General features: G+C 67.0%; 21 protein-coding genes, 1 rRNA gene and 3 pseudogenes. 16 read left to right on the top strand and 9 right to left on the bottom strand.

All coding sequences use genetic code 11. The features are described from left to right. Positions 1-156: 156 nt before the first annotated feature. On the top strand, positions 157-1,464 hold the full coding sequence (locus OG326_RS31435; RefSeq protein ID WP_327140756.1) for a DUF3824 domain-containing protein: 1,308 nt from the start codon (positions 157-159) through the stop codon (positions 1,462-1,464). On the opposite strand, the gene OG326_RS31430 is transcribed toward OG326_RS31435, so the two are convergent. Genes OG326_RS31430 through OG326_RS31420 form a run of 3 tightly spaced genes read right to left on the bottom strand, consistent with a single transcriptional unit; the run spans position 1,445 to position 3,557 of the window. Continuing rightward, on the bottom strand, positions 1,445-2,044 hold the full coding sequence (locus tag OG326_RS31430; protein WP_327140755.1) for a TetR/AcrR family transcriptional regulator: 600 nt from the start codon (positions 2,042-2,044) through the stop codon (positions 1,445-1,447). The two genes, OG326_RS31435 and OG326_RS31430, sit on opposite strands and share 20 nt — an antisense overlap. Next, positions 2,041-2,829, bottom strand: coding sequence for an ABC transporter permease (locus OG326_RS31425; RefSeq protein WP_327140754.1), 789 nt, complete (start codon positions 2,827-2,829; stop codon positions 2,041-2,043). Before OG326_RS31425 ends, OG326_RS31430 begins: the two co-directional genes overlap by 4 nt. Further along, positions 2,826-3,557, bottom strand: a complete 732-nt coding sequence (locus OG326_RS31420) for an ABC transporter ATP-binding protein (protein WP_327146630.1) — start codon at positions 3,555-3,557, stop codon at positions 2,826-2,828. The genes OG326_RS31425 and OG326_RS31420 overlap by 4 nt, the downstream gene beginning before the upstream one ends. Positions 3,558-3,745: 188 nt before the next feature. Here OG326_RS31420 and OG326_RS31415 point away from each other — a divergent pair, with 188 nt between their 5' ends. Next, positions 3,746-4,936: a low temperature requirement protein A gene (locus OG326_RS31415; RefSeq protein ID WP_327140753.1), complete on the top strand. Its 1,191-nt coding sequence runs from the start codon at positions 3,746-3,748 to the stop codon at positions 4,934-4,936. A 106-nt stretch (positions 4,937-5,042) separates the two neighbouring features. Then, a complete protein-coding gene (locus OG326_RS31410) occupies positions 5,043-6,098 on the top strand; it encodes an NAD-dependent epimerase/dehydratase family protein (protein WP_442791067.1) in 1,056 nt (351 codons plus the stop codon). Positions 6,099-6,284: 186 nt separating this feature from the next. Here OG326_RS31410 and OG326_RS31405 read toward each other — a convergent pair whose 3' ends face one another. From OG326_RS31405 to OG326_RS31385, 4 genes and pseudogenes are all read right to left on the bottom strand, one after another. Beyond that, positions 6,285-7,319 (bottom strand): sensor histidine kinase, encoded by a 1,035-nt coding sequence (locus tag OG326_RS31405; RefSeq protein ID WP_327140751.1) that lies wholly within the window; start codon positions 7,317-7,319, stop codon positions 6,285-6,287. Beyond that, a complete protein-coding gene (locus OG326_RS31400; protein ID WP_327140750.1) occupies positions 7,309-8,004 on the bottom strand; it encodes a response regulator transcription factor in 696 nt (231 codons plus the stop codon). Before OG326_RS31400 ends, OG326_RS31405 begins: the two co-directional genes overlap by 11 nt. A gap of 5 nt (positions 8,005-8,009) precedes the next feature. After that, positions 8,010-8,216 (bottom strand): annotated as a pseudogene (locus tag OG326_RS31395) (hypothetical protein); the annotation flags it as partial. Between the two features lie 1,128 nt (positions 8,217-9,344). Beyond that, a pseudogene (locus tag OG326_RS31385) lies at positions 9,345-9,953 on the bottom strand (hypothetical protein); the annotation flags it as partial. A gap of 144 nt (positions 9,954-10,097) precedes the next feature. Between OG326_RS31385 and OG326_RS31380 the strand changes: the two are divergent. From OG326_RS31380 to OG326_RS31360, 4 genes are all read left to right on the top strand, one after another. Beyond that, on the top strand, positions 10,098-10,763 hold the full coding sequence (locus OG326_RS31380) for a glycosyltransferase family 2 protein (protein ID WP_327140749.1): 666 nt from the start codon (positions 10,098-10,100) through the stop codon (positions 10,761-10,763). Then, complete coding sequence (locus OG326_RS31375; protein ID WP_327140748.1) at positions 10,760-11,440, top strand: TIGR04282 family arsenosugar biosynthesis glycosyltransferase; 681 nt, start codon at positions 10,760-10,762, stop codon at positions 11,438-11,440. Before OG326_RS31380 ends, OG326_RS31375 begins: the two co-directional genes overlap by 4 nt. A 62-nt stretch (positions 11,441-11,502) precedes the next feature. Next, the gene (locus tag OG326_RS43080) at positions 11,503-13,056 is read left to right on the top strand and encodes a molybdopterin-dependent oxidoreductase (protein WP_442790849.1); all 1,554 of its coding nucleotides are present in this window, start codon (positions 11,503-11,505) and stop codon (positions 13,054-13,056) included. After that, complete coding sequence (locus OG326_RS31360) at positions 13,053-13,454, top strand: hypothetical protein (protein WP_327140747.1); 402 nt, start codon at positions 13,053-13,055, stop codon at positions 13,452-13,454. Before OG326_RS43080 ends, OG326_RS31360 begins: the two co-directional genes overlap by 4 nt. A 12-nt stretch (positions 13,455-13,466) precedes the next feature. Here the strand turns inward: OG326_RS31360 and OG326_RS31355 are convergent, their stop codons facing one another. Next, complete coding sequence (locus tag OG326_RS31355) at positions 13,467-14,186, bottom strand: DsbA family oxidoreductase (RefSeq protein ID WP_327140746.1); 720 nt, start codon at positions 14,184-14,186, stop codon at positions 13,467-13,469. 178 nt (positions 14,187-14,364) lie between these two features. Here OG326_RS31355 and OG326_RS31350 point away from each other — a divergent pair, with 178 nt between their 5' ends. The 5 genes and pseudogenes from OG326_RS31350 to OG326_RS31330 all read left to right on the top strand — a co-directional run. Then, entirely contained in the window at positions 14,365-15,546 is a 1,182-nt protein-coding gene (locus OG326_RS31350) for an NAD(P)/FAD-dependent oxidoreductase (RefSeq protein ID WP_327140745.1), read from the top strand. Between the two features lie 75 nt (positions 15,547-15,621). Further along, the gene (locus OG326_RS31345; protein ID WP_442790848.1) at positions 15,622-16,536 is read left to right on the top strand and encodes an RNA polymerase sigma-70 factor; all 915 of its coding nucleotides are present in this window, start codon (positions 15,622-15,624) and stop codon (positions 16,534-16,536) included. A 172-nt stretch (positions 16,537-16,708) separates the two neighbouring features. Then, positions 16,709-17,005, top strand: coding sequence for a DUF3761 domain-containing protein (locus OG326_RS31340; protein WP_327140744.1), 297 nt, complete (start codon positions 16,709-16,711; stop codon positions 17,003-17,005). Positions 17,006-17,038: 33 nt separating this feature from the next. Next, positions 17,039-17,662 carry a DNA-3-methyladenine glycosylase gene (locus tag OG326_RS31335; protein WP_327140743.1) on the top strand — a complete coding sequence of 208 codons (624 nt, stop codon included), beginning with the start codon at positions 17,039-17,041 and terminating at the stop codon, positions 17,660-17,662. A gap of 82 nt (positions 17,663-17,744) precedes the next feature. After that, positions 17,745-18,212 (top strand): annotated as a pseudogene (locus OG326_RS31330) (Clp protease N-terminal domain-containing protein); the annotation flags it as partial. A 164-nt stretch (positions 18,213-18,376) separates the two neighbouring features. Here OG326_RS31330 and OG326_RS31325 read toward each other — a convergent pair. Then, positions 18,377-20,029, bottom strand: a complete 1,653-nt coding sequence (locus OG326_RS31325; protein ID WP_327140742.1) for a 2-isopropylmalate synthase — start codon at positions 20,027-20,029, stop codon at positions 18,377-18,379. Positions 20,030-20,201: 172 nt separating this feature from the next. Between OG326_RS31325 and OG326_RS31320 the strand changes: the two genes are divergently transcribed. The 4 genes from OG326_RS31320 to OG326_RS31305 all read left to right on the top strand — a co-directional run bounded on the left by OG326_RS31320 (position 20,202) and on the right by OG326_RS31305 (position 25,108). After that, positions 20,202-20,870: a FadR/GntR family transcriptional regulator gene (locus tag OG326_RS31320; RefSeq protein WP_327140741.1), complete on the top strand. Its 669-nt coding sequence runs from the start codon at positions 20,202-20,204 to the stop codon at positions 20,868-20,870. 224 nt (positions 20,871-21,094) lie between these two features. Continuing rightward, positions 21,095-21,532 carry a DoxX family protein gene (locus OG326_RS31315; RefSeq protein ID WP_327140740.1) on the top strand — a complete coding sequence of 146 codons (438 nt, stop codon included), beginning with the start codon at positions 21,095-21,097 and terminating at the stop codon, positions 21,530-21,532. A gap of 236 nt (positions 21,533-21,768) precedes the next feature. Continuing rightward, positions 21,769-23,049: a tyrosine--tRNA ligase gene (tyrS, locus tag OG326_RS31310; RefSeq protein ID WP_327140739.1), complete on the top strand. Its 1,281-nt coding sequence runs from the start codon at positions 21,769-21,771 to the stop codon at positions 23,047-23,049. A 542-nt stretch (positions 23,050-23,591) separates the two neighbouring features. Beyond that, positions 23,592-25,108: ribosomal RNA gene (locus OG326_RS31305) — 16S ribosomal RNA — on the top strand. The last annotated feature ends 218 nt before the right edge of the window (positions 25,109-25,326 follow it).

The following is a 25,326-nucleotide window of genomic DNA, read 5'->3' as shown; positions in this document are numbered from 1 at the left end:
ACGGGGTGGCATATGGCGCGGCAGTGAGCACTTTCCCGTTGCCCGGCTCCGAGTTCAGTCGTTTTGCCTTGTCAGGCTGAATTCTGCGGCTGGACAAGGGGATCGGTGACCGACTTGCGCCGCGCCGAGCCGGGGCCGATGGCATAGTCTGCGGCGGTGAGCACTTTTCCGCCGCCCGGTTCGTATCCGAGTCCGTATGGCCCCGGCGGATATTCGAACAATCAGCCGCAGCCGTGGGTGCAGCCTCTGTCCGGAGAGGTACCGAATGCCCCCGTGGGCAGGCGTGGCGCAGACTGGGTGACCGCGGGGCTGCTCGGTGTCATCGCGCCGCTGTTCGTCATCGCGTCGTTTCTGACATTGCTGACGACTGCAAACAGCTCAGATACCAGTGTCGGTCATGTGGACTTCGAAGTGCAGTCGCAGCCCTGGAAAATCAACTTCACAGCCCATGTCGGGTCCAATCCCCAACAATCCCATGGCCAAGTGCTCGGCATCGGATTCCTGCTTGCGGCAGTGGTGGCGGTCTCGGTCGCGGGGCTACTGCTCGCGGGGCTCGGACGACGTAGCCGGCGAGTGCGCGGTTCAGGGGTGGCGGCGGCAGGGCTGGCGACCGGCGTGAGCCTATCCACTGTCTTCGACGTCAGCATGCAGGTTCTGCTCGAGAAGGAGGGTGTCCGCTCCACGTTGGGGCCAGGTTTCCTGGTTCTCGGTCTGACCCTCCTGTTGTCGCTCGTCGCCCTCGCGAGTGCCTCGGTCGCCCTCCGTGCTTCGCCTTCTGTCCCGGCACCGCCGCTGAATCACCATGAACGTCCGGTGACGGCACGGTCGTCGGGTATAGATGTGACGGTGGGGGTGCTTTCCATCTTTCTCTCGGTCGTGTTGACGACCGGTTCTTGCCTCGAATTGCTCAGCGGCAGTGAAACAACAATGTGGTGGAGCGGCGATCGAACGCAGCCAGGCGGTGTGCCACTGGCGTTTTCCGTGATCACTGCCGTGATCGCTGCGATCGTCTTGTTCACCGGTCGTACGCGATTGGGTCGAACGCTTGGATCCGTCGCCGCTGCGTTGGGTTTCGCGGCGAGCCTCACCGTCGTGCTGAAAGTGGTGAACGTGCAGTTGGTCAACCACTCTTCGATTGGACTTTTCGGGCCTGGTTTCTGGGTTCTCAGCGTGGGCGGAGTCTTTGCGCTTGTCGTGCTGGTGCTGACAGTGCTCGCGAAGCCGACCAGCCCCCGAGCGGCGCACCCCTACGGTGCTGCCCCGCAACCGAATCCGCAGTGGATGCAGCAGGGCGGCTACACGCCCGGCATGCCTCAGCCAGCCGGATTCACGCCTCCGCCAGGAGGGTTCGCGCAGGGTGGACCGGCTTACGGAGGTGTGCCACCACAGGGTTGGGGTGCGCCGCCGCAGCAGGGTTGGAGTACACCTCCGCCGCAGGGTCCGGCTACGGAAGATCGCCGGTGAAGTAGCGCTGGAGGGTGGGGCCTACGAGGGCGGCGAGTTCCTCTACCGGCATGGAGGCGATGGGCTCGATGCGGAGCAGTTTGCGGGTGACCATCAGGCCGGCGAGCTGGGAGGCCGCCAGGACCGAGCGCTTCGCGCCGGTGCCGGGGGGTGAATCCACCTTGGGGCGAATCTCTTTGAGGACGATGTCCAGGATGAAGGTGCGTGCCAGCGCGGGGTCCGTGCTGCCCAGCTGGCTGCGGAAGGCGGCGATGACGGGGGTGCCGATGGGGGAGTCCCAGAGGCCGACAACTGCCCGGACTATGGTCTCGCCCAATTGATCCAGTGGTGTGGCGGCGAGCTGTTCCAGCACCACCTGCGGGTCGAAGGGCAATTCCAGTGCGGCGGCGAACAATTCCCGTTTGGTGCCGTAATAGTGGTGCACCAGTGCGGGATCCACGCTCGCGGCGGTGGCGATGGAGCGGATGGAGGCCAGCTCGAATCCCACCTCGGCGAACCGCACCCGGGCGGCGTCGAGAATCGCCTCCCGGGTGCTGGACTGGCCGGGCCGCCGGCCGGTGCGGGCATTGCCGTCGCTCATGCGGTGCGCCGTCGTAGGGTGGCCGCACCGAGACCCAGTGCGACAGCGGCGAATCCGGCGACAACCGCGAGATCCCGCCACATCAGGCCGGTGACGCCGGTGTGCGCGGACACCTGCTGCAGCGCGTCCACCGCATAGCTGAGCGGCAGCACATTACTCACGGCCTCCAGCCAGCCGGGCAACTGCCCGCGCGGCACCAGCAGCCCGCACAGGAAGAACTGCGGCAGCACGATCACGGGCATGAACTGTACGGCCTGGAATTCGGTGCGCGCGAACGCACTTGCCAGTAGCCCCAGTGACACACCGAGCACGGCGTCGACCACCGCGATGAGCACCACCAGGAACGGACTACCGGCGGCCTGCAGATCCAGCAGCCAGAACGCCACCCCGCAGGCGATCGCGGCCTGTGCTCCCGCCGCGATGGAGAAGGCGGTGCCGTAGCCGGCCAGCAGATCCAGCTTCGACAACGGCGTGGTCATCAGTCGCTCGAGGGTGCCCGAAACCCGTTCGCGCTGCATGGCAATCGCGGTGATGAGAAACATGACCACAAACGGCAGCACCCCGAGCATGGTGATTCCGACCCGGTCGAACAGTCGCGGTGCGCCCGGCATGACCGAGTAGTTCTTGTACACGAAGTACAGCAGCGTCATGAGCAGTGCGGGCACCAGCAGAATCATGGCCACGGTGCGGGGGTCCGCGCGCAGCTGGCGCAGAATGCGCACGGTGGTGGCGATATAGCAGCGCAGCGGTTTCGGCCCGGCCGGGCGCGACAGGGTGGCGGTCACGACTTCTCTCCCATTCGGATCAGCGCGAGAAAGGCGTTCTCGAGGCTGGATTCGCCGGTGTCGGCGCGTAATTCGTCCGGACTGAGCTGCGCCAGCAGCCGCCCCTCGCGCATGAGCAGCAGTTGATCGCAGTGCTCGGCCTCGTCCATGACGTGACTGGAGACGATGAGCGTGCGGCCCTGCTTCGCCAGCGCGTGGAACTGCGTCCACAGATCGGCGCGCAGCACCGGATCCAGCCCGACGGTCGGTTCGTCGAGGACCAGCAGTTCCGGATCCGAGACCAGCGCACACGCCAGCGATACCCGCGTCCGCTGCCCGCCGGAGAGTTGATTGCCCCGATTCCCGGCATGCTCGCTGAGCCCCACCGCCGAAATCGCCGCCTCGACCTCGGCGACCGAACATCCGTACATCGCACCGAAATACGAGACATTGTCGGCGACGGACAGATCGTCGTAGATGCTCGGCGCCTGGGTCACATACCCGACCCGCCGCCGCAGCGCGGGTGATCCGGCTTCGTCGCCGAGCACCCGAACGGTCCCGGCCGCGATGAGCTGGGTGCCGACCATGCTGCGCATGAGCGTGGTCTTCCCGCAGCCCGACGGCCCGAGCAGCCCGGTAATACTGCCCTGCGGCACGGTCAGCGAAATGTCCTGCAGTACTTGACGTCCGCCGCGAACCACCCGCAGGTGCTCGATGGCTATGGCGGGCGATGAGCTCGGTGCCGTCACGGTCACCCTCAATTCATCGAGTGTTGAATTCACTACGTGATGAATTGTGCGCCGCCGTCCATCGGAGCGCAAGACCCACCCCGGACCGGCCGTAGGATGCGGCGATTTCGGCGTGCCGGCGGTCTACTTCCAATCGAACCGGCTGGTCGGGATGTCAGAAGGGACATTCCACCTCTACGCTCTGCTGCGTGAACAGTGAGAATCCCGGCGCCGTGGAGGATGCCGCCGAGGGCGGCCAACTACGGGCCTCCACCCTGGAATTGTTCTTCGACCTCGTCTTCGTCTTCACCATCACCCAGCTGACGCATGCCTTCACCCACCATCCGGGGTGGGCGGCGCTCGGTCAGGTGGCGCTGATGTTCGGTGTCATCTGGTGGATGTACGCCGGATATGTCTGGCTCACCAATGAGGTGGCCCCCGACAGCTCCGGCCGCCGCACCTGGCTGCTCATCGGCATGTTCGGATTCTTCGTGCTGGCGCTGTCGATTCCGGGAGCGTTCACCGGATCGGGTTTGGCGTTCGGGCTGGCGTACATGCTGATCACGATCGTGCACGCCCTGATGTTCGCGACCTCGGGCACGGACGGCGCGGCGGGGATTCGGCGGATCGGCCCGTTCAACGCGCTCTCGGCGGGGCTGGTGCTGGCGGGCGGCTGCATTCACGGCTGGCCGCGCTATCTGCTGTGGGCGCTGGCGCTCGGGGTGCAGATCCTCTCGCCGTATCTGGTGCACGGCGGTGGATTCGTGGTGCGGGTCAGCCACTTCTGCGAGCGGCACGGCCTGGTCATCATCGTGGCGCTGGGCGAATCCGTGGTGGCCATCGGCACCGGGCTTGCGGGACAGGACATTACGATCGGAATGGTCGCCACCGTCGCACTCGGCCTCACCCTGGTCTACGTGCTGTGGTGGGCGTTCTTCGGGCTCGACGACGAACGCGGCGAGCACGCCCTCGGTGCGCTGCCCACGGCGGAGCGCACCCAGGCCGCCGTCGCGGGCTACGACTACGCCTTCTACCTCCTGCTGGTCGGCATCATTATGACGGCGGCCGGTATCAGCATGACCATCGCGCACGGTCACGAAGCGGCGAGTAAAGCTGCCGCACTGGCACTTTCGGGTGGCGTGGCGCTGTACTTCGTCGGGCAGGCCTGCTTCCGGCAGGTGCTGGGTCTGCCGCGCCCGTGGGTGCGGCTGATCGCTGCCGTCGCGGTCATGGCGACCGCGCCGATCGGCATGGCCTGGGTGGCGTGGGGTCAGCTCATCGTGCTGGTGGTGGTCGGCTACGGCTTTGTCATCGCCGACGATCTGATGAGTATTCGCGAGGGCGGGGCGGGTAAATACCTGAGCCGCTCGACCATCGTCGCGCGCCGCCCGCGAGAGTGACCAAACGCTGACGAATCCGCGCCACGCCGGAGGCGAACGGGCATAACTGCCCCGTCGCCGCCAGAATCGACCGCATGACCTGGAACCATATCGGGAAGGCATGACCATGCGGGTATTGCTGACGGGCGCAGCCGGTTTCATCGGATCGCATATTCACCGGGCGCTGACGGCGGGCGGGCACGAGGTGATCGCGCTGGACCTCATGCTCCCCGCCGCACACGGCGCCGCCGCGACCCCGCCGCCGGGGGTGCATCAGGTGGATGTGCGCGACCCGGAAGGTCTCGACGCGCACCTGTACGGGATCGACGCCGTCTGCCATCAGGCTGCCGTGGTCGGCGCCGGAGTGAGTGCGCAGGACGCGCCCGCGTACGCCGCCCACAATGATCTCGGCACCGCGGTCCTGCTCGCCGCCATGGACCGGGCGCACTGCCGTCACCTGGTGCTCGCCTCCTCCATGGTGGTCTACGGCGAGGGCCGATACCGCGGTGTCGCCGCCGATTTCGTGCCCGGTCCGCGTTCCCGGGCCGACCTGGACCGCGGCGCCTTCGACCATCGCGCACCGTCCGGCGAGCCACTCGACTGGACACCGATCGATGAGGATGCGCCCCTGCGCCCGCGCAGCCTGTACGCCGCCAGCAAGGTCGCGCAGGAGCATTACGCCCTCGCCTGGGCCACCGCAACCGACTCGACCGTCACCGCCCTGCGCTACCACAATGTCTACGGCGACGATATGCCCAGGGACACACCGTATTCCGGGGTCGCCGCCATCTTCCGCTCGGCGCTGGAGTCGGGCGAATCCCCGCGCGTCTTCGAAGACGGCTGTCAGGCCCGGGATTTCGTGCACGTCCGCGATATCGCCGCCGCCAATGTGGCAGCCCTGGAACGCCCGCTCGACAGCTTCACCACCCTCAACGTCGCCTCAGGCCACCCCATCACCATCAACGAGGTCGCCACCGTCCTGGCAGCGGCCTGCGGCGGCAAAGCCCCGGTCGTCACCGGCGAATACCGCTCCGGCGATGTCCGCCACATTGTCGCCAGCCCGGAAAAGGCCAGACGCGTACTGGGATTCGCCGCGACGATCACTCCCAATCGTGGGCTCACCGAATTCGCGACCGCACCCCTGCGCGCCGTGTCCGGCACCGGCGCCCCGACCTGGCGCTGACCGGCTACCGGCGGTCGATCCCTGAACCGGGCCCACCGATTTCGCCACCGCGCCGTTGCTTGCGGCCTCCGGCGCCGGTGCCCAGCCCGGCGCCGGCCCATCTGGCAACAGGCGTCGACCAGGAACAGGTGGCGGCGGCTACTCGAACGATGCCGCCACCAGTTCCTGGTGATCTTGGTGCCGCGGCTAGTTGGCGTCGCCGGCGGTGAGGAGGGGGAGGCGGACTTGGAATCGGCAGCCCTGCTCGCGGTTTTCGGCGCTGATATCGCCATTGTGGGCTTCGACCAGGCCCGCGGCGATGGCCAGGCCCATACCGCTGCTGCTGCCGAGTTCGGCGGCGGCGGGGGAGCGGGCGGAGGTGCCGCGGTACGCGACCTCGAAAATGCGGGGCAGATCGGTGGGGGCGATGCCCGGACCGGTGTCCTCGACCCGGGCCCAGGCGTGACCGTCGTCGGTGCCGGTGGAAATGTCGATGCGACCGCCCGGCGGGGTGTGGGCGATGGCATTGGCGACCAGATTGGTGAGCACGCGGCTCAGGGCCTGGTCGCTGCCCGCCACCACGATCCGATCGCCGGGTTGCCTGGCCGCCAGCGTGATTCGCGCCCGCATGGCGGTCGGCTGATTGGCGGCCAGCACCTCGTCGATGAGTTCGCGCAGATCCACCGGTTCCAGGGTGAGCCGCAGGGCGCCGGAGTTGATCTTCGACATCTCGAACAGATCGTCCACCATGGCGGAGAGCCGAGTGTTCTCGCGCACAATCTGATTCGCGTACCGCTCGATATCGGCCGGATTGTTCACCACGCCGTCGGCCAGTGCCTCGGCCACGGCGCGAATCCCCGCGAGCGGAGTCCGCAGATCATGGCTCACCCACGCCACCAACTCGCGGCGCGATCGCTCCGCGGCCCGCTCCTGCTCCAGCATCTCCCGCTCCCACACCGTCGTTCGCGCCTGCGCCCGGCCCAGCAGAATGGCCGCGGGCACGGTCACGGCGGTGACCACACCGAGCACCACGGCGAAGCGCTCGAACTCGGCGGTGAACATGAGCCCGCTGACCGCGACCACCCCGCTCAAGGTGGCCAGGGTCGGAATCAGCACCAGCACAGCCATACTCGTGGTCATGGTGCGATTGCGCAGATAGCGCAGCAGTACTGCGCCGAGCCCCACCACCGGCAGCGATGCGGCCAGCGCATACCCGATCAGTCCCGGCATATCAGTCGGCACGGTTGTCCTCCTCGGCATCGACGCGACCCCAGGCGTACCCCCGGCCCCAGACGGTGTCGATGCGATGCGCCGCACCGAGTTTGGCCCGCAACCGCTTGATATGCACGGTCACCGTGGACTGATCGCCGAAACTCCAGCCCCACACCTGCGCGAGCAGTTCATCACGGCTGAACACCCGGCGCTGATGGGCCAGCAGGAAGATCAGCAGATCGAATTCCCGGGCCGTCAGTTCGACCGGGGCGCCGTCGATGGTCACCACCCGCGCGGCCCGCCGCACCTCGACGCCCCCGCTGCGCAGTACCTCCTCCTCGACGACGGGCGGATTCGCGCGCCGCAGTACCGAGGCCACCCGCAGCGCCAGCTCGCGCGGACTGAACGGCTTGGTCACGTAATCGTCCGCCCCGGCCTGCAATCCGATCACCCGGTCGTCCTCGTCGCCGAGCGCCGTCAGCAGAATGATCGGCGTCCCCGGCCGCGGCCCCGACCGCACCGCCCGGCACAGATCGATCCCGTCCGGCGGCGGCATCATCACATCCAGCACCGCCAGGTCGATGTCATTGCGCGCCAGCACCGCCGCCGTCGCGGGGCCGTCCGCCGTCTCGATCACCTCGAGCCCGTCCCGCTCCAGATATCGCCGAACCACTTCCCGGACAACAGCATCGTCGTCGGCCACCAGAATGCGCATGACAGTCACCAATTCGTCAGAATGAAATGAACGAGCACCAGGGCGCCGGTCGCCTGCACCGCCAGCCACACCCGCACCCCGCGAGCGGGCAGCAGCGCGGCCCCGGCCAGCACCCACACATCGAACGGCAGCCAAATCCGTTCCGTCTCAGCCTTACTCAACCCGCTGAGATCAGCCAGCAGCACCGCCAGCAACCCCGCCCCGGCGAGCAGCGCCACCGGATTCACCGCACCCTGCCACCGCCGCACCGCGGGAACGGCGGCCGCACGCGCTGCCCTGAAGATCGACGGGGCAGTGGCGGGAGTCGTCTGCGATGTGGCGGTCGCCGGGGCCTGCATCACCGGGGCCGTCGCGACGGCCGACCTCGATATTGCCGCCTCGACGATGGGGTCCGACCTGAGTGTCGCTGAGCCAGTGGCGATTTCCGGCGGCTGGGCCACTGAACTGTCGGCAGGTTCGGGCGACCACGGGGCGCCGGCAATTCCTGCGCCAAGCATCGAGGTCGTGGCGGCCGAGGGGAGCGATGTCGGCTGCGTCGGCGTCCGCCCGCCCGTGCGGTCCCAGAGCGCGCTGAGCCGCAGTCCGAGCGCGACGCGGTGCAGGGCCGCCATCGGTGCGAGCCCGACCGCGCACACCGTCGCCGCGAGGTTTGCCCACACCCAGTAGGAGAAGGGTCGCTCGCTGGCAATGCCCTGGTAATACCGTTGCACCACAAGGTGATAACCGTCCACCCACCAGAATCCGGCCACCTTGAACGCCGCCACGACCAGCAGCACACCCAACAGTGCTGGCACCGCGGGCCGCAATGTGCGCGCCACAAGCACCGCCGCCGCGGGCACCGCCATCAGGACCAGCCCGTAACTCAGGAACATCCCGAACCCGAACAATATCCCGGCCGCCAGCGCGGTGAGCACCCATTGCGGTCGCTGCCGAGTCGCTATGGCCAGCAAGGTCACCGCCCACGCGGTCACCCCGGCAAAGAGCGCATCCGCCGACACCGCAATCCAAATGACGGCGGGAGCCAGCGCCAGGAACGGCATGACCGCCCGAGCCCGCAGTTCCGCATCACTCGCGAATTGCCCTGCCGCTCGGCCGACTTCGCCCGCCGAGTGTCCGGCGTTCACAGCATCGGCTGCGCTGCTGCTTTCCTGGATCGAGTCATCGGCGCGGAGCCGGTCACCATCCCGGCCCACGAGGATGTCGAGGGCTGACTTGCCATTGCCTGGTCCACGGTCGGCCGAGTTGCTCTCATCGAGGTTGCGGCCGTCCGAGTTGCCGCTGCTTGCGCCGGCCTCTGTGCCGATGCGTCCGGAATCATCCAGGGGGGCAGCATCTTTCGGTGCACCCAGGGACCGGAGGGCGACCGGGACGGCGGCGGCCGCGCTGCAGCCGGCGAGGACGCAGAGCACGGCGGCCCAGGCGCCGCCGTGCAGACCGAGTCGGTCGAGGAGGACGAAGGTGAGCAGGGCGCCCGGGGGGTGGCCGGAGACGTGGGTGGTCCAGGAGTCGGGCTGGAAATCGAGTATGCGGGCGGAGAATCCGCGCAGCATTGCCGGGATGTCGCTGACGCCGCCCACCTCGTGCAGGTATTCGTCGCGGGTGGTGAGCCGACCGGCGAAACCGCGCTGCCAGCCGTCGACCATGGCGAGCGCGAAAGCCCAGGCAACGGCGGTCAGCCAGGTGAGCAGGAGGGCGCGCCGCCAGGGCAGGCGGTACGCCAGGTCCGGTCCGTAGCGCACGACCAGTACGGCCAGCACGAGCGCCGGAACGGTTCCCCAGCCCACGTGCGGTAGCCAGTTTCCGAAGATCGGCGCGGCGCCGGCATAGAGATGGCCGCGCGCTCGTTCGCTGAGGATTCGCGGAACCAGGAAGGCGAGAGCGACGAGTGCCGCGGCCGCCGCCGCGCAGTACACATCGGCGCGCCGCGCGACACGGCGCGGGCGGGTCATGACAGGGGCTTTCCGCACGGAACCCAGACTAGGCCGCGTCACCCCCGTCTTTGCACCGGAATGGGTGTCGGTCCAGCTCTCGTCATACTTTTGTCACCGGTCGCTACCGGTTCATTCGACCCGCGCGGCTCTACCGTCTTAGACGTGACCGAATCCAAGGTGGAACGGGGCGTCACCGTTGTGATCCCGTGCAAGGACGAGGCAGGCGCACTGCCCGGCGTACTTTCGGCAATCCCCCGCGACTATCGGGTAATCGTGGTGGACAACGGATCCACCGATGCCACCGCCGCCGTGGCCCGGCTCGCCGGAGCGCACGTCATCGCCGAACCGGTGCCCGGCTACGGCAGCGCCGTGCAGGCCGGCGTGGCCGCAGCCCGCACCGAAGTGGTGGCCGTCCTCGACGGCGACGGCTCCATGGATCCGCGCGAACTACCGCTGCTGGTAGCCGAACTCGGACCCGACGTCGATATGGTCGTCGGCCGTCGCCGCCCGCACCGGTCCGGGGCCTGGCCCTGGCACGCCCGGCTCGGCAATCAGATCGTCGCCGCCCGCCTGCGCCGGCGCTACGGTCTGGCCGTCCACGACGTGGCCGCCATGCGCGTGGTGCACCGCGCCCGGCTGCTGGCTCTGGGCCCCCTGCACCCGCGCTCCGGCTACCCGCTCGAATTGCTGGTGGCCGCCGCGCGTTCCGGCTGGCGACTCGTCGAACGCGACATCACCTACCGGCCGAGAACCCATGGCGTATCGAAGGTTTCCGGTTCGTGGCGCGGAACTGTCCGGGCCGCCCAAGACTTCTGGAGTGTCCGATGACCATTGCCGCCACCCTGCTCGTCGTCGCGAAGGCCCCCATCGCGGGTTTCGCCAAAACCCGCCTGACCCCGCCACTTCCGCCCCGCGATGCCGCCCGCCTGGCCGCCGCCGCCCTGCTCGACACGCTCGCCTCGGTGCGTTCGTGCGGCTCCGAAGAGCGCATGGTCGCCTGGACCGGCAATCTCGCCATGGCGGAGGAATCCGGCACGATCGCCGCGGCCCTGCGCGGTTTCACCGTCATACAGCAGCGCGGCAACACCTTCGGCGAGCGATTGGCCAATGCGCACGCCGATGCCGCCCGCTTCGGACTGCCCGTCCTGCAAATCGGCATGGACACCCCGCAGGCCGGTCCCGAACTGCTCGCCCGCTCCGCCGCCCGGCTGGCCGCCACCGGTGACACCGTGCTCGGCCCCGCCGCCGACGGCGGCTGGTGGGCACTGGGATTGACCGACCCCCGCCCCGCCCGCCTACTGGTCGACGTCCCCATGTCCACCGCCCGCACCGGCGACCTCACCCGGGAAGCCCTGCGCCGCTGCGGTTATCGGGTACACCGCCTGCCCGTGCTCACCGACGTGGACTGTTACGCCGACGCTCTGTCCGTCGCCGCCCAATCCACCGGCCGCTTCGCCGCCACCCTCGACCTCATCCACGCCGCCTCGACCCCCGCCCTGCTGTAGACAGGGCCGCCACGGCGGTAATTCGATTGTGTGACAATAGATTCCGAGTATTGGAGAAGACAGTGTCGAAGACCCGGGGCGTCATCGCCCCGCTGGAACCGGAGCCGCCGGCTCTGCTCGTGCCTGCCCTGATCGCGTCGCAGGTGTCGGCCGCGCGGGGTCCGGCGGTGGCGGCGCGGGTAGGCATCGCCCTGGGTATCTCCATCACACTGTGTTTCCTCACCGGGCTGATCAGCCACTGGATTCAACACCCGCCCACCTGGTTCTACTGGCCCGCCCATCCGGTGTGGCTCTACCGCGTCACCCAGGGCGCGCACGTGATCTCGGGCGTCATCGCCATCCCGCTGCTACTGGTCAAACTCTGGGCCGTCTTCCCGAGACTGTTCAGCCGCCCGCTCATCGGCAACCCACTCCGCATGCTCGAACGCGGATCGATTGCGCTGCTGGTCGGTTCGGTCATCTTCCAACTGGTCACCGGTCTGTTCAATACCGCCCAGTTCTACCCCTGGAAATTCTTCTTCACCACCACCCACTACGCCATGTCCTACGTAGCCGTCGGCGCTCTCGCCATCCACCTCGCGGTAAAACTCCCGATCATCCGCACAGCCCTGGCCCGCCCCCTGGCGAAACCGGCTGCGGTCTCGGGCCCTGCGCTGGCACCTGAGCTGGAATCTGCTGTTGAACAGGGTGATTCGCCTGCAATGCGGCATACGGAACCGCGCGATGCGGGGGAGCCGCAACAGGGGCAACCCGCAGTCTCGGAGCGGACCTCTGCCCGGGTGCTGCCGGAGAATACCGCCGCGTCGGACCACTCGGTCGCGACGCCACCGGACGTCGGTATCCCGCCCATGCCGGGGGCGGCGGCATCGACCGCCGAGCCTGGTGCTGGGCATAGTCATTCGGACCTGGTGTCGGAGCGTGGAGGTTCGCGCGCGTCGGACAGTTCGCCCACAATGCCCACTACGACACCATTGCCGGAATCTGCTGTTGTGCAGCATAATTCGACGTCTGTCGCGCAGCCCGCTATTTCCCGGCGCGCTGTGCTGAGCGCCGCCGGGATCGCCGCCGCCGTCGCGGGACTTGCGGTGGCCGGCCAGACGATACCGTTCCTGCGGTGGGTGGCAGTGCTCTCACCGAGGAGTGGCGAAGGGCCCCAAGGACTCCCGGTCAATCGCACCGCCGCGGCCGCCGGAGTGGGGGGGCGGGCGCAGGATTCGGCCTATCGGCTCATGGTCGATGTCGGCGGCGTGCGGCGTGCGTTCAGCCGCGCCGAGCTCGCGGCGCTCCCGCAGTCGGAGTCGACGCTGCCGATCGCGTGCGTCGAAGGCTGGAGTGCTTCGGCGCACTGGTCGGGTGTGCGGCTGCGCGATCTGCTCGCCGCCGTCGGTGAATACCGCAGCGGTGACGTGCGTTTCGAATCCTTGGAGTCCGGTGGCCTGTACCGCACCACCGTCCTCCCGCGGCGGCATGCGATCGACGCCTCCACCCTGGTTGCCCTCCGCGTCAATGGCGAGGACCTGGATCTGGACCACGGCTACCCGTGCCGTCTCATCGCGCCGAATCGCCCCGGAGTCCTGCAAACCAAATGGCTTTCGACCATCGAGGTGCTGGCATGACAATCATCCGAGGACTGCTGGTCGTGCTCGGCCTGTGGCTGGGCTGGTACGGAATCAGCCTGCTGCTGCAGATGAACCCTGCCGACCTGCGCTCGATCGCACTCTGGTTCGCGGGCGGAATCCTGCTGCACGACGGTGTATTCGCACCGCTCGCGGCAACCCTGGGCGTGGCCGCCCGCCGGATGCTCCCCGAATCCTGGTGGGCCCCAGTGGCATGCGGTGCGGTCTGCACCGTGACACTGCTACTCATCGCAGCCCCGGTGATCGGCCGAGAAGGAGCCCTTCCCAACCCGACCATCCTGGACCGCAACTACATCCTGGGTCTCGCGGTGGCGGTAGCAGTGGTCTGGGTGCTGGTCCTGGTGGCGCTACGCCGAACCCGCACCACACACCCCTGACCCGCGACTACCTCAGTTGCGTTCGGGCAGAGCGCAACCGTCCGGCCCGCACACCTCACCCTCGGCGACCGTCTGCAGCACCGGAGCGTGATCGGTCCACGCCTGCTGCAGCGCCTGCTCGAACACCTCGGACGGCTGCGCGCCCGATACCCCGTACTTGCGATCGATGACGAAGAACGGCACCCCGCGCGCACCCAGCGCCGCGGCCTCGGCCTCATCGGCGCGCACCGCCTCGGCGTAGGCGGTGGAATCGTCGAGCACCGCGCGCACCCCGGCCTCGTCGAATCCGGCGTTCACCGCGACGCGCACCAGTCGCTCGGCATCGCCGAACAGCGGCGCGTCCTCGGCGAAGTTGGCGGCGTACAACGCATTCAGCATCGCTTCCTGCCGGCCCTCCGCCAGCGCGAAGTGCAGCAGCCGGTGCATATCGAAGCTACTGCCGAAATCGCGGCCCTCGATTCGATAGGTCAGCCCCATCGCCTCGGCCTGTGCGCCGATACCGCGCTCATTGGCGGCGGCCTGCTCCTCGCTGATGCCGTACTTCTCCGCGATATGCGGCACCACGGCGTCACTGTGGTCGTGCGGCAGTGTCGGATCCAGTTCGAAGGACCGGTGCACCACCTCGACGCTGTCGCGATGCGGGAACGCCTGCAGCGCCTCCTCGAATCGCGCCTTGCCCAAGTAGCAGAACGGGCAGTTGATATCGGTCCAGATCTCGACCTGTACGGCCATCACACCTCACTCGAAGACGGAAATTCGCAGGCCGGAGACCCGGCCATCCCCCGTTCCAACCCGGAACGGGGACCGAAGATTCCGCTGTGACCGGCGTCACCCACCCGTGGTGTCACGTTCCGCGGTCCTGGTTTGTCCCATAGCCGAACCACCACGCGACACACTCAGGAGCGCAGCGATGAACACCACCGACACCCACGAAATCGTCGTCCTCGGCGCCGGCTACACCGGCATGCTGGCCGCCCTCCGGCTGGCCCGCCGCACCCGGAAGCAGGCCGTGCGCATCACCCTGGTCAATCCGTCCGCCCGATTCACCGAGCGGCTGCGCATGCACCAGGTGGCCGCCGGTCAGGAATTGGCCGACTACCGCATCACGGACCTGCTGGACGGCTCGGGCGTGGCATTCCACCAGGCCGCGGCCACCGCCATCGATACCGCCGCCCGCATCGTCACCCTCGACGACAAAGCGCAGCTGTCCTACGACACCCTGGTCTACGCGCTCGGCAGCAGCACCGACACCAGCCGGGTCCCCGGCGCCGACCACCACGCCTGGACCCTCAACGATCCCCGCCGGGCCCATGCCTTCTCGGAGCGTCTGACCGAGGTCGCTCGCACGGGCGGCGCCGTCACCGTGTGCGGCGGCGGACTCACCGGTATCGAGGCCGCGACCGAAATCGCCGAATCCCACCCCGGCCTCACCGTCACCCTCGTGAGCCAGGCCGAGCCCGGCGCGATGATGGGCGATAAGGCCCGCGCCCACCTGAACCGCGCCCTGGACCGGCTCGGCGTGCGGCGGATCGTCGGAGTGAAGGTCACCAAGGTGCTCCCCGATGCCGTGCACCTGAGCACCGGTGAACTGCTGACCTCGGATCTGACGCTGTGGACCACGGGTGTGAAGGTCGCACCGCTGGCCGCCGCGGCCGGCATCGCCACCGATGCGCGCGGGCTGATCGTCACCGATGCCACCCTGCGCTCGGTCTCGCATCCGGAGATCCGCGCCATCGGCGACGCCGCCGCCGTCACGCAGGCGTGGGGCCCGATCCACGGCACCTGCCAGAGCGGTCTGCCGACCGCGGCCTACGCCGCGGATGCCATTGCTCGTGAACTGCGCGGAAAGGCAGTGCGGCCCTTCCGTTTCGGCTACATCCACCAGCCGGTGAGCCTGGGCCGCAAGGACGCGGTCATCCAGTTCACGAACGCCGACGACACCCCGAACCGCTGGTACCTGCGGGGCCGGGCCGCCATTGCGTACAAGGCGATGGTCAGCGGCAGCCCGGTGCCGAGCTTCAAGATGAGCAAGCACATGACCGTCTCGGTGCAGCTGTCCAAGGGCGGCCGCGCCACCCGCAAGACCGCATGACACAGCTATCGGACGCCGGGATGCCACAGCGCATCCCGGCCCTCCGATGGATTCGATGCGCAAGGCCCGGTAGATATGAATCCCATGCAGGACCATGACAGCGGCACGCCCGCCCAGCCCGACGCGACGATCGACCCCTTCGTCGAACACCGCCGGCTGCTGTTCGGCACGGCGTACCAGATGCTCGGCACCGTCACCGACGCCGAGGACGTGCTGCAGGACGCCTGGATCAAATGGCATGCCACCGACCGTGATTCGGTCGAGTACCCCAAGTCCTACCTTGTTCGGACCGTCACCAATCTGGCCCTGAACCGCCTCACCTCCGCCCGGGCCACCCGCGAAACCTATGTCGGCCCATGGCTGCCCGAACCCCTGCTCACCACCACCGATGCCGCCGAGGAGACCGAAATGGCCGACACCGTGTCGACCGCCATGCTGGTCGTCCTGGAAACCCTCACACCGGTGGAGCGCGCCGTCTTCGTCCTGCGCGAAGTCTTCGGCTACTCACACGCCGAGATCGCCGGATTCCTGGACCGCCCCGAAACCGCAGTCCGGCAGATCTCGCATCGCGCCCGCTCCCATGTGCAATCCCGCAGACCACGATTCGACGCCGACGACGCCGCGCGACGCGAGATCACCGGAAAATTCATGGCCGCCTGCCAGGGCGGTGACCTGAACGCGCTCATGGAACTGCTCGCGCCCGACGTCACGCTCTGGAACGACGGCGGCGGCAAGGTCACCGCCGCCCGCCGCCCGCTGCACGGCCCCGATCATGTCGCCCGCTGGATGCTCGGCGTCATGGCGAAACCGATCAGCGCGGGCATCTACCTCGAACCCGCCTTCGTCAACGGTGAACTCAGCATTCTCGGCAAGATCGGCGATTACATCGTGGGCGCGCTCACCTACGACGTTGTCGACGGCCGTATCGAGAACCTCCGCTTCCAGGTGAACCCGGACAAGCTCGACGGCCTCCGGCCCGCGAGCGAATAGTCCCGGGGGCAAAACCAACTGGGGGACGAGTGTTTTTCCCCCGGTTGCCGAGGCCGCCCCTAGTCATCGGCCGAACCGTACCGGGCCGCGCGGCCCATGCGGTAGTGTTCGGCGCCTGAGTCGGGGGGCCTTTGCACTCCGGCGGAACCTGTTCTCGTACAAGGAATCTCAGTTGACAAGCGAATACCGCAAGCGCGCTCTGCGCTTCGTCCTGCCCGCCGTGTCCGCCGCGCTCTTCGGCGCGGGCGCACTGCTCGGCGCCCCTGCCACCGCCGCCGCGCCACTGATGCACGCCTCCTGCGCGGCGAACGAATACGACAATGTCGACGGTGACTGCGTCCCGCGCCCACAGCAGGCCCCCAGCGCACCGCCGGGGGCAACCGCCGTCTGCAAGGACGGTGAATACAGCTTCAGTGAGAACCACCGGGGCACCTGCTCCGGCCATCACGGGGTCGCGAAGTGGCTGTAACCGTGTCGGGGGCATAGGACACAATCGGTAGCTGTGCCTGCTGAGGAACTCGTTGTCGAACCGCTCGTCGCCGCGCGCCGGTTGCTCGGCGCGACCCTGTGGTCGGGGCCGGTGGGGATTCGGATCACCGAGGTCGAGGCGTACGGGGGCGACCCCGCCGGTCCGTGGCCCGATCCGGCCGCGCACTCGTACCCGGGCCCCACTCCGCGCAATGCCGTCATGTTCGGTCCGCCCGGAGTGCTGTACGTCTACCTCAGCTACGGGATGCACACCTGCGTGAATGTCACCACCGGCCCGGACGGCACCGCCGGTGCGGTGCTGATCCGGGCCGGTGAGGTGATCGCGGGCCACGACCTCGCCCGCAGCCGCCGGCCCGCCGCCCGCGCCGATGCCGATCTGGCAAGGGGGCCGGGCAATCTCGGCAATGCGCTGGGAATCACCCTCGGCGACTACGGAACCGACCTCTTCGACGCCGAATCCGCGATCCGGCTCGAAATGGCTCCCGAAATCACCGAGCCCGCAACCATTTCCGCGGGCCCGAGGGTCGGCGTCCGGCTCGCCGCCGAACGGCCCTGGCGGCTGTGGCTGGCGGATTCGCCCGCCGTATCCGTCTATCGCCGCAGTCCGCGCGCGCCGCGGCTGGACAGCCCCGCCTGAACCTGGAGCACACCAGCGGATTCCGCGACTGCGGGCCGCGTGCGGGCTACCGTGGAGTGGAAGTCGCTCCACTGGAGGTCTCATGTTCAATCAATTCTCCGACCGGGCTCGCCGGGTGGTGGTGCTGGCGCAGGAGGAAGCCAGGCTGCTGCACCACAACTACATAGGCACCGAGCATCTGCTGCTCGGGCTGATCCGCGAGCACGACGGTGTGGCAGCGCACGCACTCGAGGATGTGGGGGTGAGCCTGGAGGCCGTGCGCAGCAAGATCAAGCAGCTCATCGGGGTGGGTGCCCGCGAACCGGACGCTCACATCCCCTTCACCCCGCGTTCGAAGCGGCTGCTGGAGCTGTCGCTGTACGAGGCGAAGGAGCTGGGGGATTCCGAGATCGGCACCGAGCATCTGCTGCTCGGTCTGGTCGAAGAAGGCGAAGGGGTGGCCGCGCAGATACTGAACGGCATGGACGCCGGCGCCGGGCGGGTTCGCAGCCGCATTCTCGAAATACGCGGATCGAATGCCGAATCCGCTACCCCCGCAGTGAAATCCGTCTATGGGGCCAGCTCTATGGCACGGCGCATCGAGGCTCTCGAACGCCGTGTGACCGAACTGGAACAGCGGCTGGGCGACTCCCGGCAGCACGGCGCCGACGACTGATCTGTCGCGGAATCGACTGTGCCGCCGCGCGGTCCGCACCGCGCGGCGACCTCGCGGGGTTACACGTCGACCGTAGCCCGGGAGCGATCCGCCGCTGCCGTCACCGCCGCGCGCCCGGCCTGGGCCGCGGACTCGCCCATTCCGAACGCCCACCGCACCTGCTGCCCGTCCCGATACTCGAGATACGCCACCGCGGCCGCGAACCCGGTGCGGCCCGGCGCCTGCTCGTGCAGTGCCAGCACGTCGATGACGCAACCCTGATCGGCCAGCGCGCGTACGAGCTCCTCCACCGAGCTCTCATCCGGAACTGCGTTGTCCGGCAACCCTTTCAGCTCCCGCGCGTACACCTCCGTGAACAGCTCCCACAGGGTGCGCGCCGAAACCTCGGCGCCGGTGCTGTCGGTATGCCGCTGCACATACCGCGCGAAGTCGATCTGCATCCGCCGCGGCAGGTCCAGCCCGTACTCCTCCTGCAGCAGATACGCGATTCCGCCCTTGCCGGACTGTGAGTTCACCCGGATCACGGCGTCGTACGAGCGCCCCACATCCGCCGGATCGATCGGCAGATACGGTACCTCCCAGGGGATTTCGCTCTCCGGCACGCCGGTGTGCGAGGCGCGCGCCCGGTGCTCGGCGAACCCCTTCTTGATCGCGTCCTGATGCGTCCCGGAGAACGCCGTGTACACCAGATCGCCCGCATACGGATGCCGCTCGGGCACCGGCAGTCGCGTGCAGTACTCCACCGTGCGCCGGATCTCGTCGATATCGGAGAAGTCGATCATCGGATTCACACCCTGCGCATGCAGATTCAAGGCGAGGGTGGCCAGATCGACATTGCCGGTGCGCTCACCATTGCCGAAAACGCACCCCTCCACCCGCTGTGCGCCGGCCAGGACCGCCAGCTCCGCGCAGGCCACGCCGGTACCGCGGTCATTGTGCGGATGCACCGACAGGATGACGCTCTCGCGCCGCGCCAGATTCCGGTGCATGTACTCGATTTGATCGGCATACACATTCGGTGTCGCCACCTCGACCGTCGCGGGCAGGTTCAGCACCACCGGCCGCTGCGGTGCCGCATCCCAGACCGTGGTGATCCGATCGCAGATATCCAGGACGAAATCCGGCTCGGTGAGCATGAAGACCTCGGGGGAGAACTGGAATCGCACATTCGGCAGCTCTCCGGCCAGCTCCGCGATATCGCGCGCACCGGCGGTGATCAGGTCGGCAACCTGCTCACGCGAGGCGCCGAGCACCACATCCCGCCAGATCGGCGCGGTCGCGATGTACATATGGATGACAACATCGTTGGTGATGCCGCGAATCGATTCGACGGTCCGCTCGATCAGATCCCGGCGGGCGGGGGTGAACACCACAATGGTGACGTCCTCCGGCGCCAGCCCCTCGGCGCCGATGAGCCGCACGAAATCGAAGTCGGTCTGCGAGGCGCTGGGATACCCGACCTCGATCTCCTTGTAGCCCATGGCCACCAGCATGTCGAAGAAGCGCCGCTTGCGCGCCGGGTCCATGGGCTCGGCCAGCGCCTGATTGCCGTCCCGCAGATCGACCGGTACCCACAGTGGTGCCACGGTGATTCGGTTCGAGGGCCACTGCCGATCGGTGACGGGTACCGAAACCCGTTCGTACACATCGCGATACCGGTGCGAGGGCATGGCGGAGGGCTGCTGGCGGTTCCACGTGGTGGAAGAAAACATGGTTGCTGTCTTTCGCGTCGGAAGAGAGACCGGCGCAGCAGTTCAACCCGCGGGCAGGGTGCCGGTCGGTCAGACCCCGCCGCGGCGAAGAAGCAGAAGCAGCACACCCTGTGTCATGTGGCTTAGAATAAACGGGAATTACTCCTCAGACAAGTAGAGAGGCGAAAAGGATATGTCGCAGGTCCAGAGGCACCCGCTCGCCGCGCAAGCTGCCGAAGTACTACTGGAACGGCTGCGGGCGGGGGAGTGGGAGCTGGGGCACCGGCTACCGGGGGAGACCACGCTCGCCGCCCAGCTCGGCGTCGGCCGCTCCACGCTGCGGGAGGCCATCCGCGAACTCGCGGGGCGGGGTGTGCTCGAAAGCCGCCAGGGCGCAGGCGTTTTCGTCACCGCGCTCGATGTGGCCGAGGATTGGGATACCGTGCTGCGCCGGGCCGATATCGAGGCGGTCATCGAGGCCCGCATTGCCATCGAAGCCGAAGCCGCGGCCCTGGCCGCGCAGCGCCGCACCCCCGCCGACCTGCGCACTATTCTGCGCGCCCTGACCGCACGCGCCGAGGCCGGCGAGTCCGTCGAGGCACTTGTGGACGCCGACACCGCTTTTCACCGCACGGTCATCGTCGCCGCGCACAACGACATCCTGCTGGAGATGTTCAACGCCTTCGTCCCACGCTTACGCCGCGCCATGGTCGATATGCTCCGCATCCGGCCGATCGCCGATCCGGGCGCCGACCACCATGCGCACGAAGACCTCTATGTGGCCATCCGCGCCCGCAAGCCCGAGACCGCCGCTACCGCGAGCCGCGTCCACCTCACCTCTTTGAAGATCGCACTGACGTAGGCGGCAGACCGTGCGGGCGTGGTCGGCGATCGGCTCGGCGGGGCGTGCCGGGACCGCGTATCCGCCGCAGAGTCCGCGATCTCACGCTTTCCGAGGCACTGACCAGCGCAAAGGTCGAATTCAAGATTTCTTTCGAGATCGCCGATGAGTTTCCGAAACGGGCTCCGTCTCTACGTATGACCGAGTTCGACCCCGAACTCGCAAGCCCCCGAAGGAAACTCACCATGACCGCCATCGCCGCCACCGCCCAGACCTCCGCCACCAGCACCGTCGCCGTCCCGAGCAAGACCCGCAACCGGGTGCTCTGGACCCTGCAGATCCTCTTCGGCCTCTTCTTCATCATCGCCTCGGGTCTGCCGAAGCTGGTCGGCCAGCACGACGCCGTGCAGACCTTCCGCGATATCGGCTGGGGCGAATGGTTCCGCTACTTCACCGGCGTGGTCGAGGTCTCCGGCGGCATCGGCCTGCTGGTGCCCCGACTGAGCGGCCCCGCCGCCGCGGGCCTGTCCATCACCACGGTGCTGGCCGCCGCCACCCAGGTCTTCCTGCTGCACAATGCCGCCCTGGCCCCCTTCCCGCTGGTCCTGGCCGTCATGTTCGCCTGGATCGCCTACGAGCGCCGCGCCTCCTTCGCCACCTTCACCGCACTGCTCAACCGCTGACTCCCTTGAATATTGCTTCGACACCTGATCCGCCCCCGAGGACACTCGGTGGCGGATCAGGCGCGTGCCGGTCACACCGGCATTGACGCTCTCCCGTTCCTCCTCTCGCAGACGGGGCTTGTTCGCGAGGCGAGGCCGGGATGATCCGGATCGGCCACCCCATCGACGCGCCGTCGATGGGGCCGGGGCCGACCTACTGGTCAGCGGGCATTCCGGGTGCGGAAAGATAGGGCGACGTGAGCGGCGACATTATCGATGAACTGACCTGGCGCGGATTGATCGCGCAGTCCACCGACCTGGACGCGCTGCGTGCGGATCTGGCGAAGGGGCCGATCACCCTCTATGCCGGTTTCGACCCGACCGCGGCCAGCCTGCACGCCGGACATCTCGTTCCCCTGTTGGCGCTCAAGCGTTTTCAGCGTGCGGGCCACCGCCCCGTTGTCCTCGCGGGCGGCGCGACCGGACTGATCGGCGATCCTCGCGACGTCGGCGAGCGCAGCATGAACTCCACCGACACCGTGGCCGAGTGGGCGGGCCGCATCCGCTCCCAGCTGGAGCGCTTCGTCGATCTCGACGATTCACCCACGGGCGCGATCATCGCCAACAATATGGATTGGACCGGGCCGCTGAGCACGGTCTCGTTCCTGCGCGATATCGGCAAGCACTTCTCGGTGAACGTCATGCTGGCCCGCGATACGGTCAAGCGCCGCCTGGAGAGCGACGGCATGTCCTACACCGAGTTCTCCTACATGCTGCTGCAGGCCAACGACTACCTGCAGCTGCGCCGCAATCACGGTTGCCGGCTGCAGGTCGGTGGTTCGGATCAGTGGGGCAACATCATCGCGGGCGTGGAGCTGAACCGCCGCGTCGACAGCGAGCACGTGCACGCCCTGACCGTGCCGCTCGTGACCTCCGCCGACGGCAAGAAGTTCGGCAAGTCCACCGGCGGCGGCAGTCTCTGGCTCGATCCGGAGATGACCAGCCCCTACGCCTGGTACCAGTACTTCGTGAATACGGCCGATGCCGATGTGGTCCGTTACCTGCGCTGGTTCACCTTCCTCTCGCGGGAGGAACTGGACGAGCTGGAGCAGGCCACCCTCGAGCGCCCGCACGCGCGGGAGGCGCAGCGCCGCCTGGCCGCCGAGATGACGACCCTCGTGCACGGTGAGGAGAACACTCATTCCGTGCAGCTGGCCAGTCAGGCCCTGTTCGGCCGCGGTGAACTCCGTGATCTGAACGAGTCGACCATGGCCGCCGCACTGACCGAGGCCGCCGTCGACGGCAAGGTCGCCGAATCCACCACCAGTTCCACGATCGTGGACCTGCTGGTGGCCACCGGACTCTCGGACAGTCGCGGCGCGGCGCGCCGTGCTGTCAATGAGGGTGGCGCGGCCGTGAACAACGAGCGCGTGTCCGATCTGGAGTGGACGCCGTCCGACTCCGATTACCTGCACGGCCGCTGGCTGGTACTGCGTCGCGGCAAGAAGAACTTCGCCGGCGTCCGCAGGGCCGATTAGAGCCGATCGACATGACCTGGGTCACATTCCACTGGCCCAGGTCGTCGAAAGGTCCGAATCGCGCCCTCGCGACCTGCGGTTACGGACCCCTGACCAGGCGATTTGACGTGGCGTTTCCCGCCACGTAACTTATTCCAGGTCAGAGCGACACGGACACCGACCGGGAGCCAAACGCCCAGCTCAAAGGCTGGAAATGCGGCCCCGGACACGAGGTTGTACGAGGAGCGCCTGACCAAACAGGTAAAGCCCATCTGAACCCGAGCTTGACTCGCTGGAGCAGAGAAGCTAGGCTGGAAAAGTTGCCTCACTGGAGGGTCGTTAATTCGGCCGGATGGTGTGTGCGCCTGTTCTTTGAGAACTCAATAGTGTGTCGATGAATGTCAGTGCCAATATTATTATTGGTTCCGGCTTCTCATACCCCCCGGTTGAGAGGTCGGACATTTAGTCAGCAAATACTTTTTTGCTGGCGTTTTGTTTTGCCATGGTTTTCGGACTCTGGTTAATTCTTCCGATTGCATCCGTAAGGGTGGAGTTGAGAGTCTTCAACGGAGAGTTTGATCCTGGCTCAGGACGAACGCTAGCGGCGTGCTTAACACATGCAAGTCGAGCGGTAAGGCCCTTCGGGGTACACGAGCGGCGAACGGGTGAGTAACACGTGGGTGATCTGCCTCGCACTCTGGGATAAGCCTGGGAAACTGGGTCTAATACCGGATATGACTTTCGGATGCATGTTCGAGGGTGGAAAGATTTATCGGTGCGAGATGGGCCCGCGGCCTATCAGCTTGTTGGTGGGGTAACGGCCCACCAAGGCGACGACGGGTAGCCGACCTGAGAGGGTGACCGGCCACACTGGGACTGAGACACGGCCCAGACTCCTACGGGAGGCAGCAGTGGGGAATATTGCACAATGGGCGAAAGCCTGATGCAGCGACGCCGCGTGGGGGATGACGGCCTTCGGGTTGTAAACCCCTTTTGACAGGGACGAAGCGCAAGTGACGGTACCTGTAGAAGAAGCACCGGCCAACTACGTGCCAGCAGCCGCGGTAATACGTAGGGTGCGAGCGTTGTCCGGAATTACTGGGCGTAAAGAGCTTGTAGGCGGTCTGTCACGTCTTCTGTGAAAACTTGGGGCTCAACCTTAAGCTTGCAGGGGATACGGGCAGACTAGAGTACTTCAGGGGAGACTGGAATTCCTGGTGTAGCGGTGAAATGCGCAGATATCAGGAGGAACACCGGTGGCGAAGGCGGGTCTCTGGGAAGTAACTGACGCTGAGAAGCGAAAGCATGGGTAGCAAACAGGATTAGATACCCTGGTAGTCCATGCCGTAAACGGTGGGTACTAGGTGTGGGTTTCCTTCCACGGGATCCGTGCCGTAGCTAACGCATTAAGTACCCCGCCTGGGGAGTACGGCCGCAAGGCTAAAACTCAAAGGAATTGACGGGGGCCCGCACAAGCGGCGGAGCATGTGGATTAATTCGATGCAACGCGAAGAACCTTACCTGGGTTTGACATACACCGGAAAGCCGTAGAGATACGGCCCCCCTTGTGGTCGGTGTACAGGTGGTGCATGGCTGTCGTCAGCTCGTGTCGTGAGATGTTGGGTTAAGTCCCGCAACGAGCGCAACCCTTATCTTATGTTGCCAGCGCGTAATGGCGGGGACTCGTGAGAGACTGCCGGGGTCAACTCGGAGGAAGGTGGGGACGACGTCAAGTCATCATGCCCCTTATGTCCAGGGCTTCACACATGCTACAATGGCCGGTACAGAGGGCTGCGATACCGCGAGGTGGAGCGAATCCCTTAAAGCCGGTCTCAGTTCGGATCGGGGTCTGCAACTCGACCCCGTGAAGTTGGAGTCGCTAGTAATCGCAGATCAGCAACGCTGCGGTGAATACGTTCCCGGGCCTTGTACACACCGCCCGTCACGTCATGAAAGTCGGTAACACCCGAAGCCGGTGGCCTAACCCTTGTGGAGGGAGCCGTCGAAGGTGGGATTGGCGATTGGGACGAAGTCGTAACAAGGTAGCCGTACCGGAAGGTGCGGCTGGATCACCTCCTTTCTAAGGAGCACATCTCCAGTAGCCCCTCACATAGGTGAGAGCGGCTCTGGCAGAGACCGTTTCGGACTCACATGTAGTCCGGCGGACGCTCATGGGTGGAACACTGACAACTTTCATCGCATTGCGGTCGGCCTTCAATGGCCGGCTCGCGGTGGATATACCGACACACTATTGGGTCCTGAAAGCACAGACGCTGTCTGCACTTTCTGGATATCAAA

It is taken from the genome of Nocardia sp. NBC_01327, from assembly GCF_035958815.1.
GTDB lineage: Bacteria > Actinomycetota > Actinomycetes > Mycobacteriales > Mycobacteriaceae > Nocardia.
This window is presented reverse-complemented; position numbering and strand designations above follow the sequence as displayed.

Excerpts from the sequence above, each read along its gene's own strand:
- OG326_RS31430 (WP_327140755.1), bottom strand. The coding sequence starts at position 2,044 with ATGAGCGACGGCAATGCCCGCACCGGCCGGCGGCCCGGCCAGTCCAGC.
- OG326_RS31410 (WP_442791067.1), top strand. The coding sequence starts at position 5,043 with ATGCGGGTATTGCTGACGGGCGCAGCCGGTTTCATCGGATCGCATATT.
- OG326_RS31400 (WP_327140750.1), bottom strand. The coding sequence starts at position 8,004 with ATGCGCATTCTGGTGGCCGACGACGATGCTGTTGTCCGGGAAGTGGTT.
- OG326_RS31375 (WP_327140748.1), top strand. The coding sequence starts at position 10,760 with ATGACCATTGCCGCCACCCTGCTCGTCGTCGCGAAGGCCCCCATCGCG.
- OG326_RS31360 (WP_327140747.1), top strand. The coding sequence starts at position 13,053 with ATGACAATCATCCGAGGACTGCTGGTCGTGCTCGGCCTGTGGCTGGGC.
- OG326_RS31355 (WP_327140746.1), bottom strand. The coding sequence starts at position 14,186 with ATGGCCGTACAGGTCGAGATCTGGACCGATATCAACTGCCCGTTCTGC.
- OG326_RS31350 (WP_327140745.1), top strand. The coding sequence starts at position 14,365 with ATGAACACCACCGACACCCACGAAATCGTCGTCCTCGGCGCCGGCTAC.
- OG326_RS31345 (WP_442790848.1), top strand. The coding sequence starts at position 15,622 with ATGAATCCCATGCAGGACCATGACAGCGGCACGCCCGCCCAGCCCGAC.
- OG326_RS31325 (WP_327140742.1), bottom strand. The coding sequence starts at position 20,029 with ATGTTTTCTTCCACCACGTGGAACCGCCAGCAGCCCTCCGCCATGCCC.
- OG326_RS31320 (WP_327140741.1), top strand. The coding sequence starts at position 20,202 with ATGTCGCAGGTCCAGAGGCACCCGCTCGCCGCGCAAGCTGCCGAAGTA.
- OG326_RS31315 (WP_327140740.1), top strand. The coding sequence starts at position 21,095 with ATGACCGCCATCGCCGCCACCGCCCAGACCTCCGCCACCAGCACCGTC.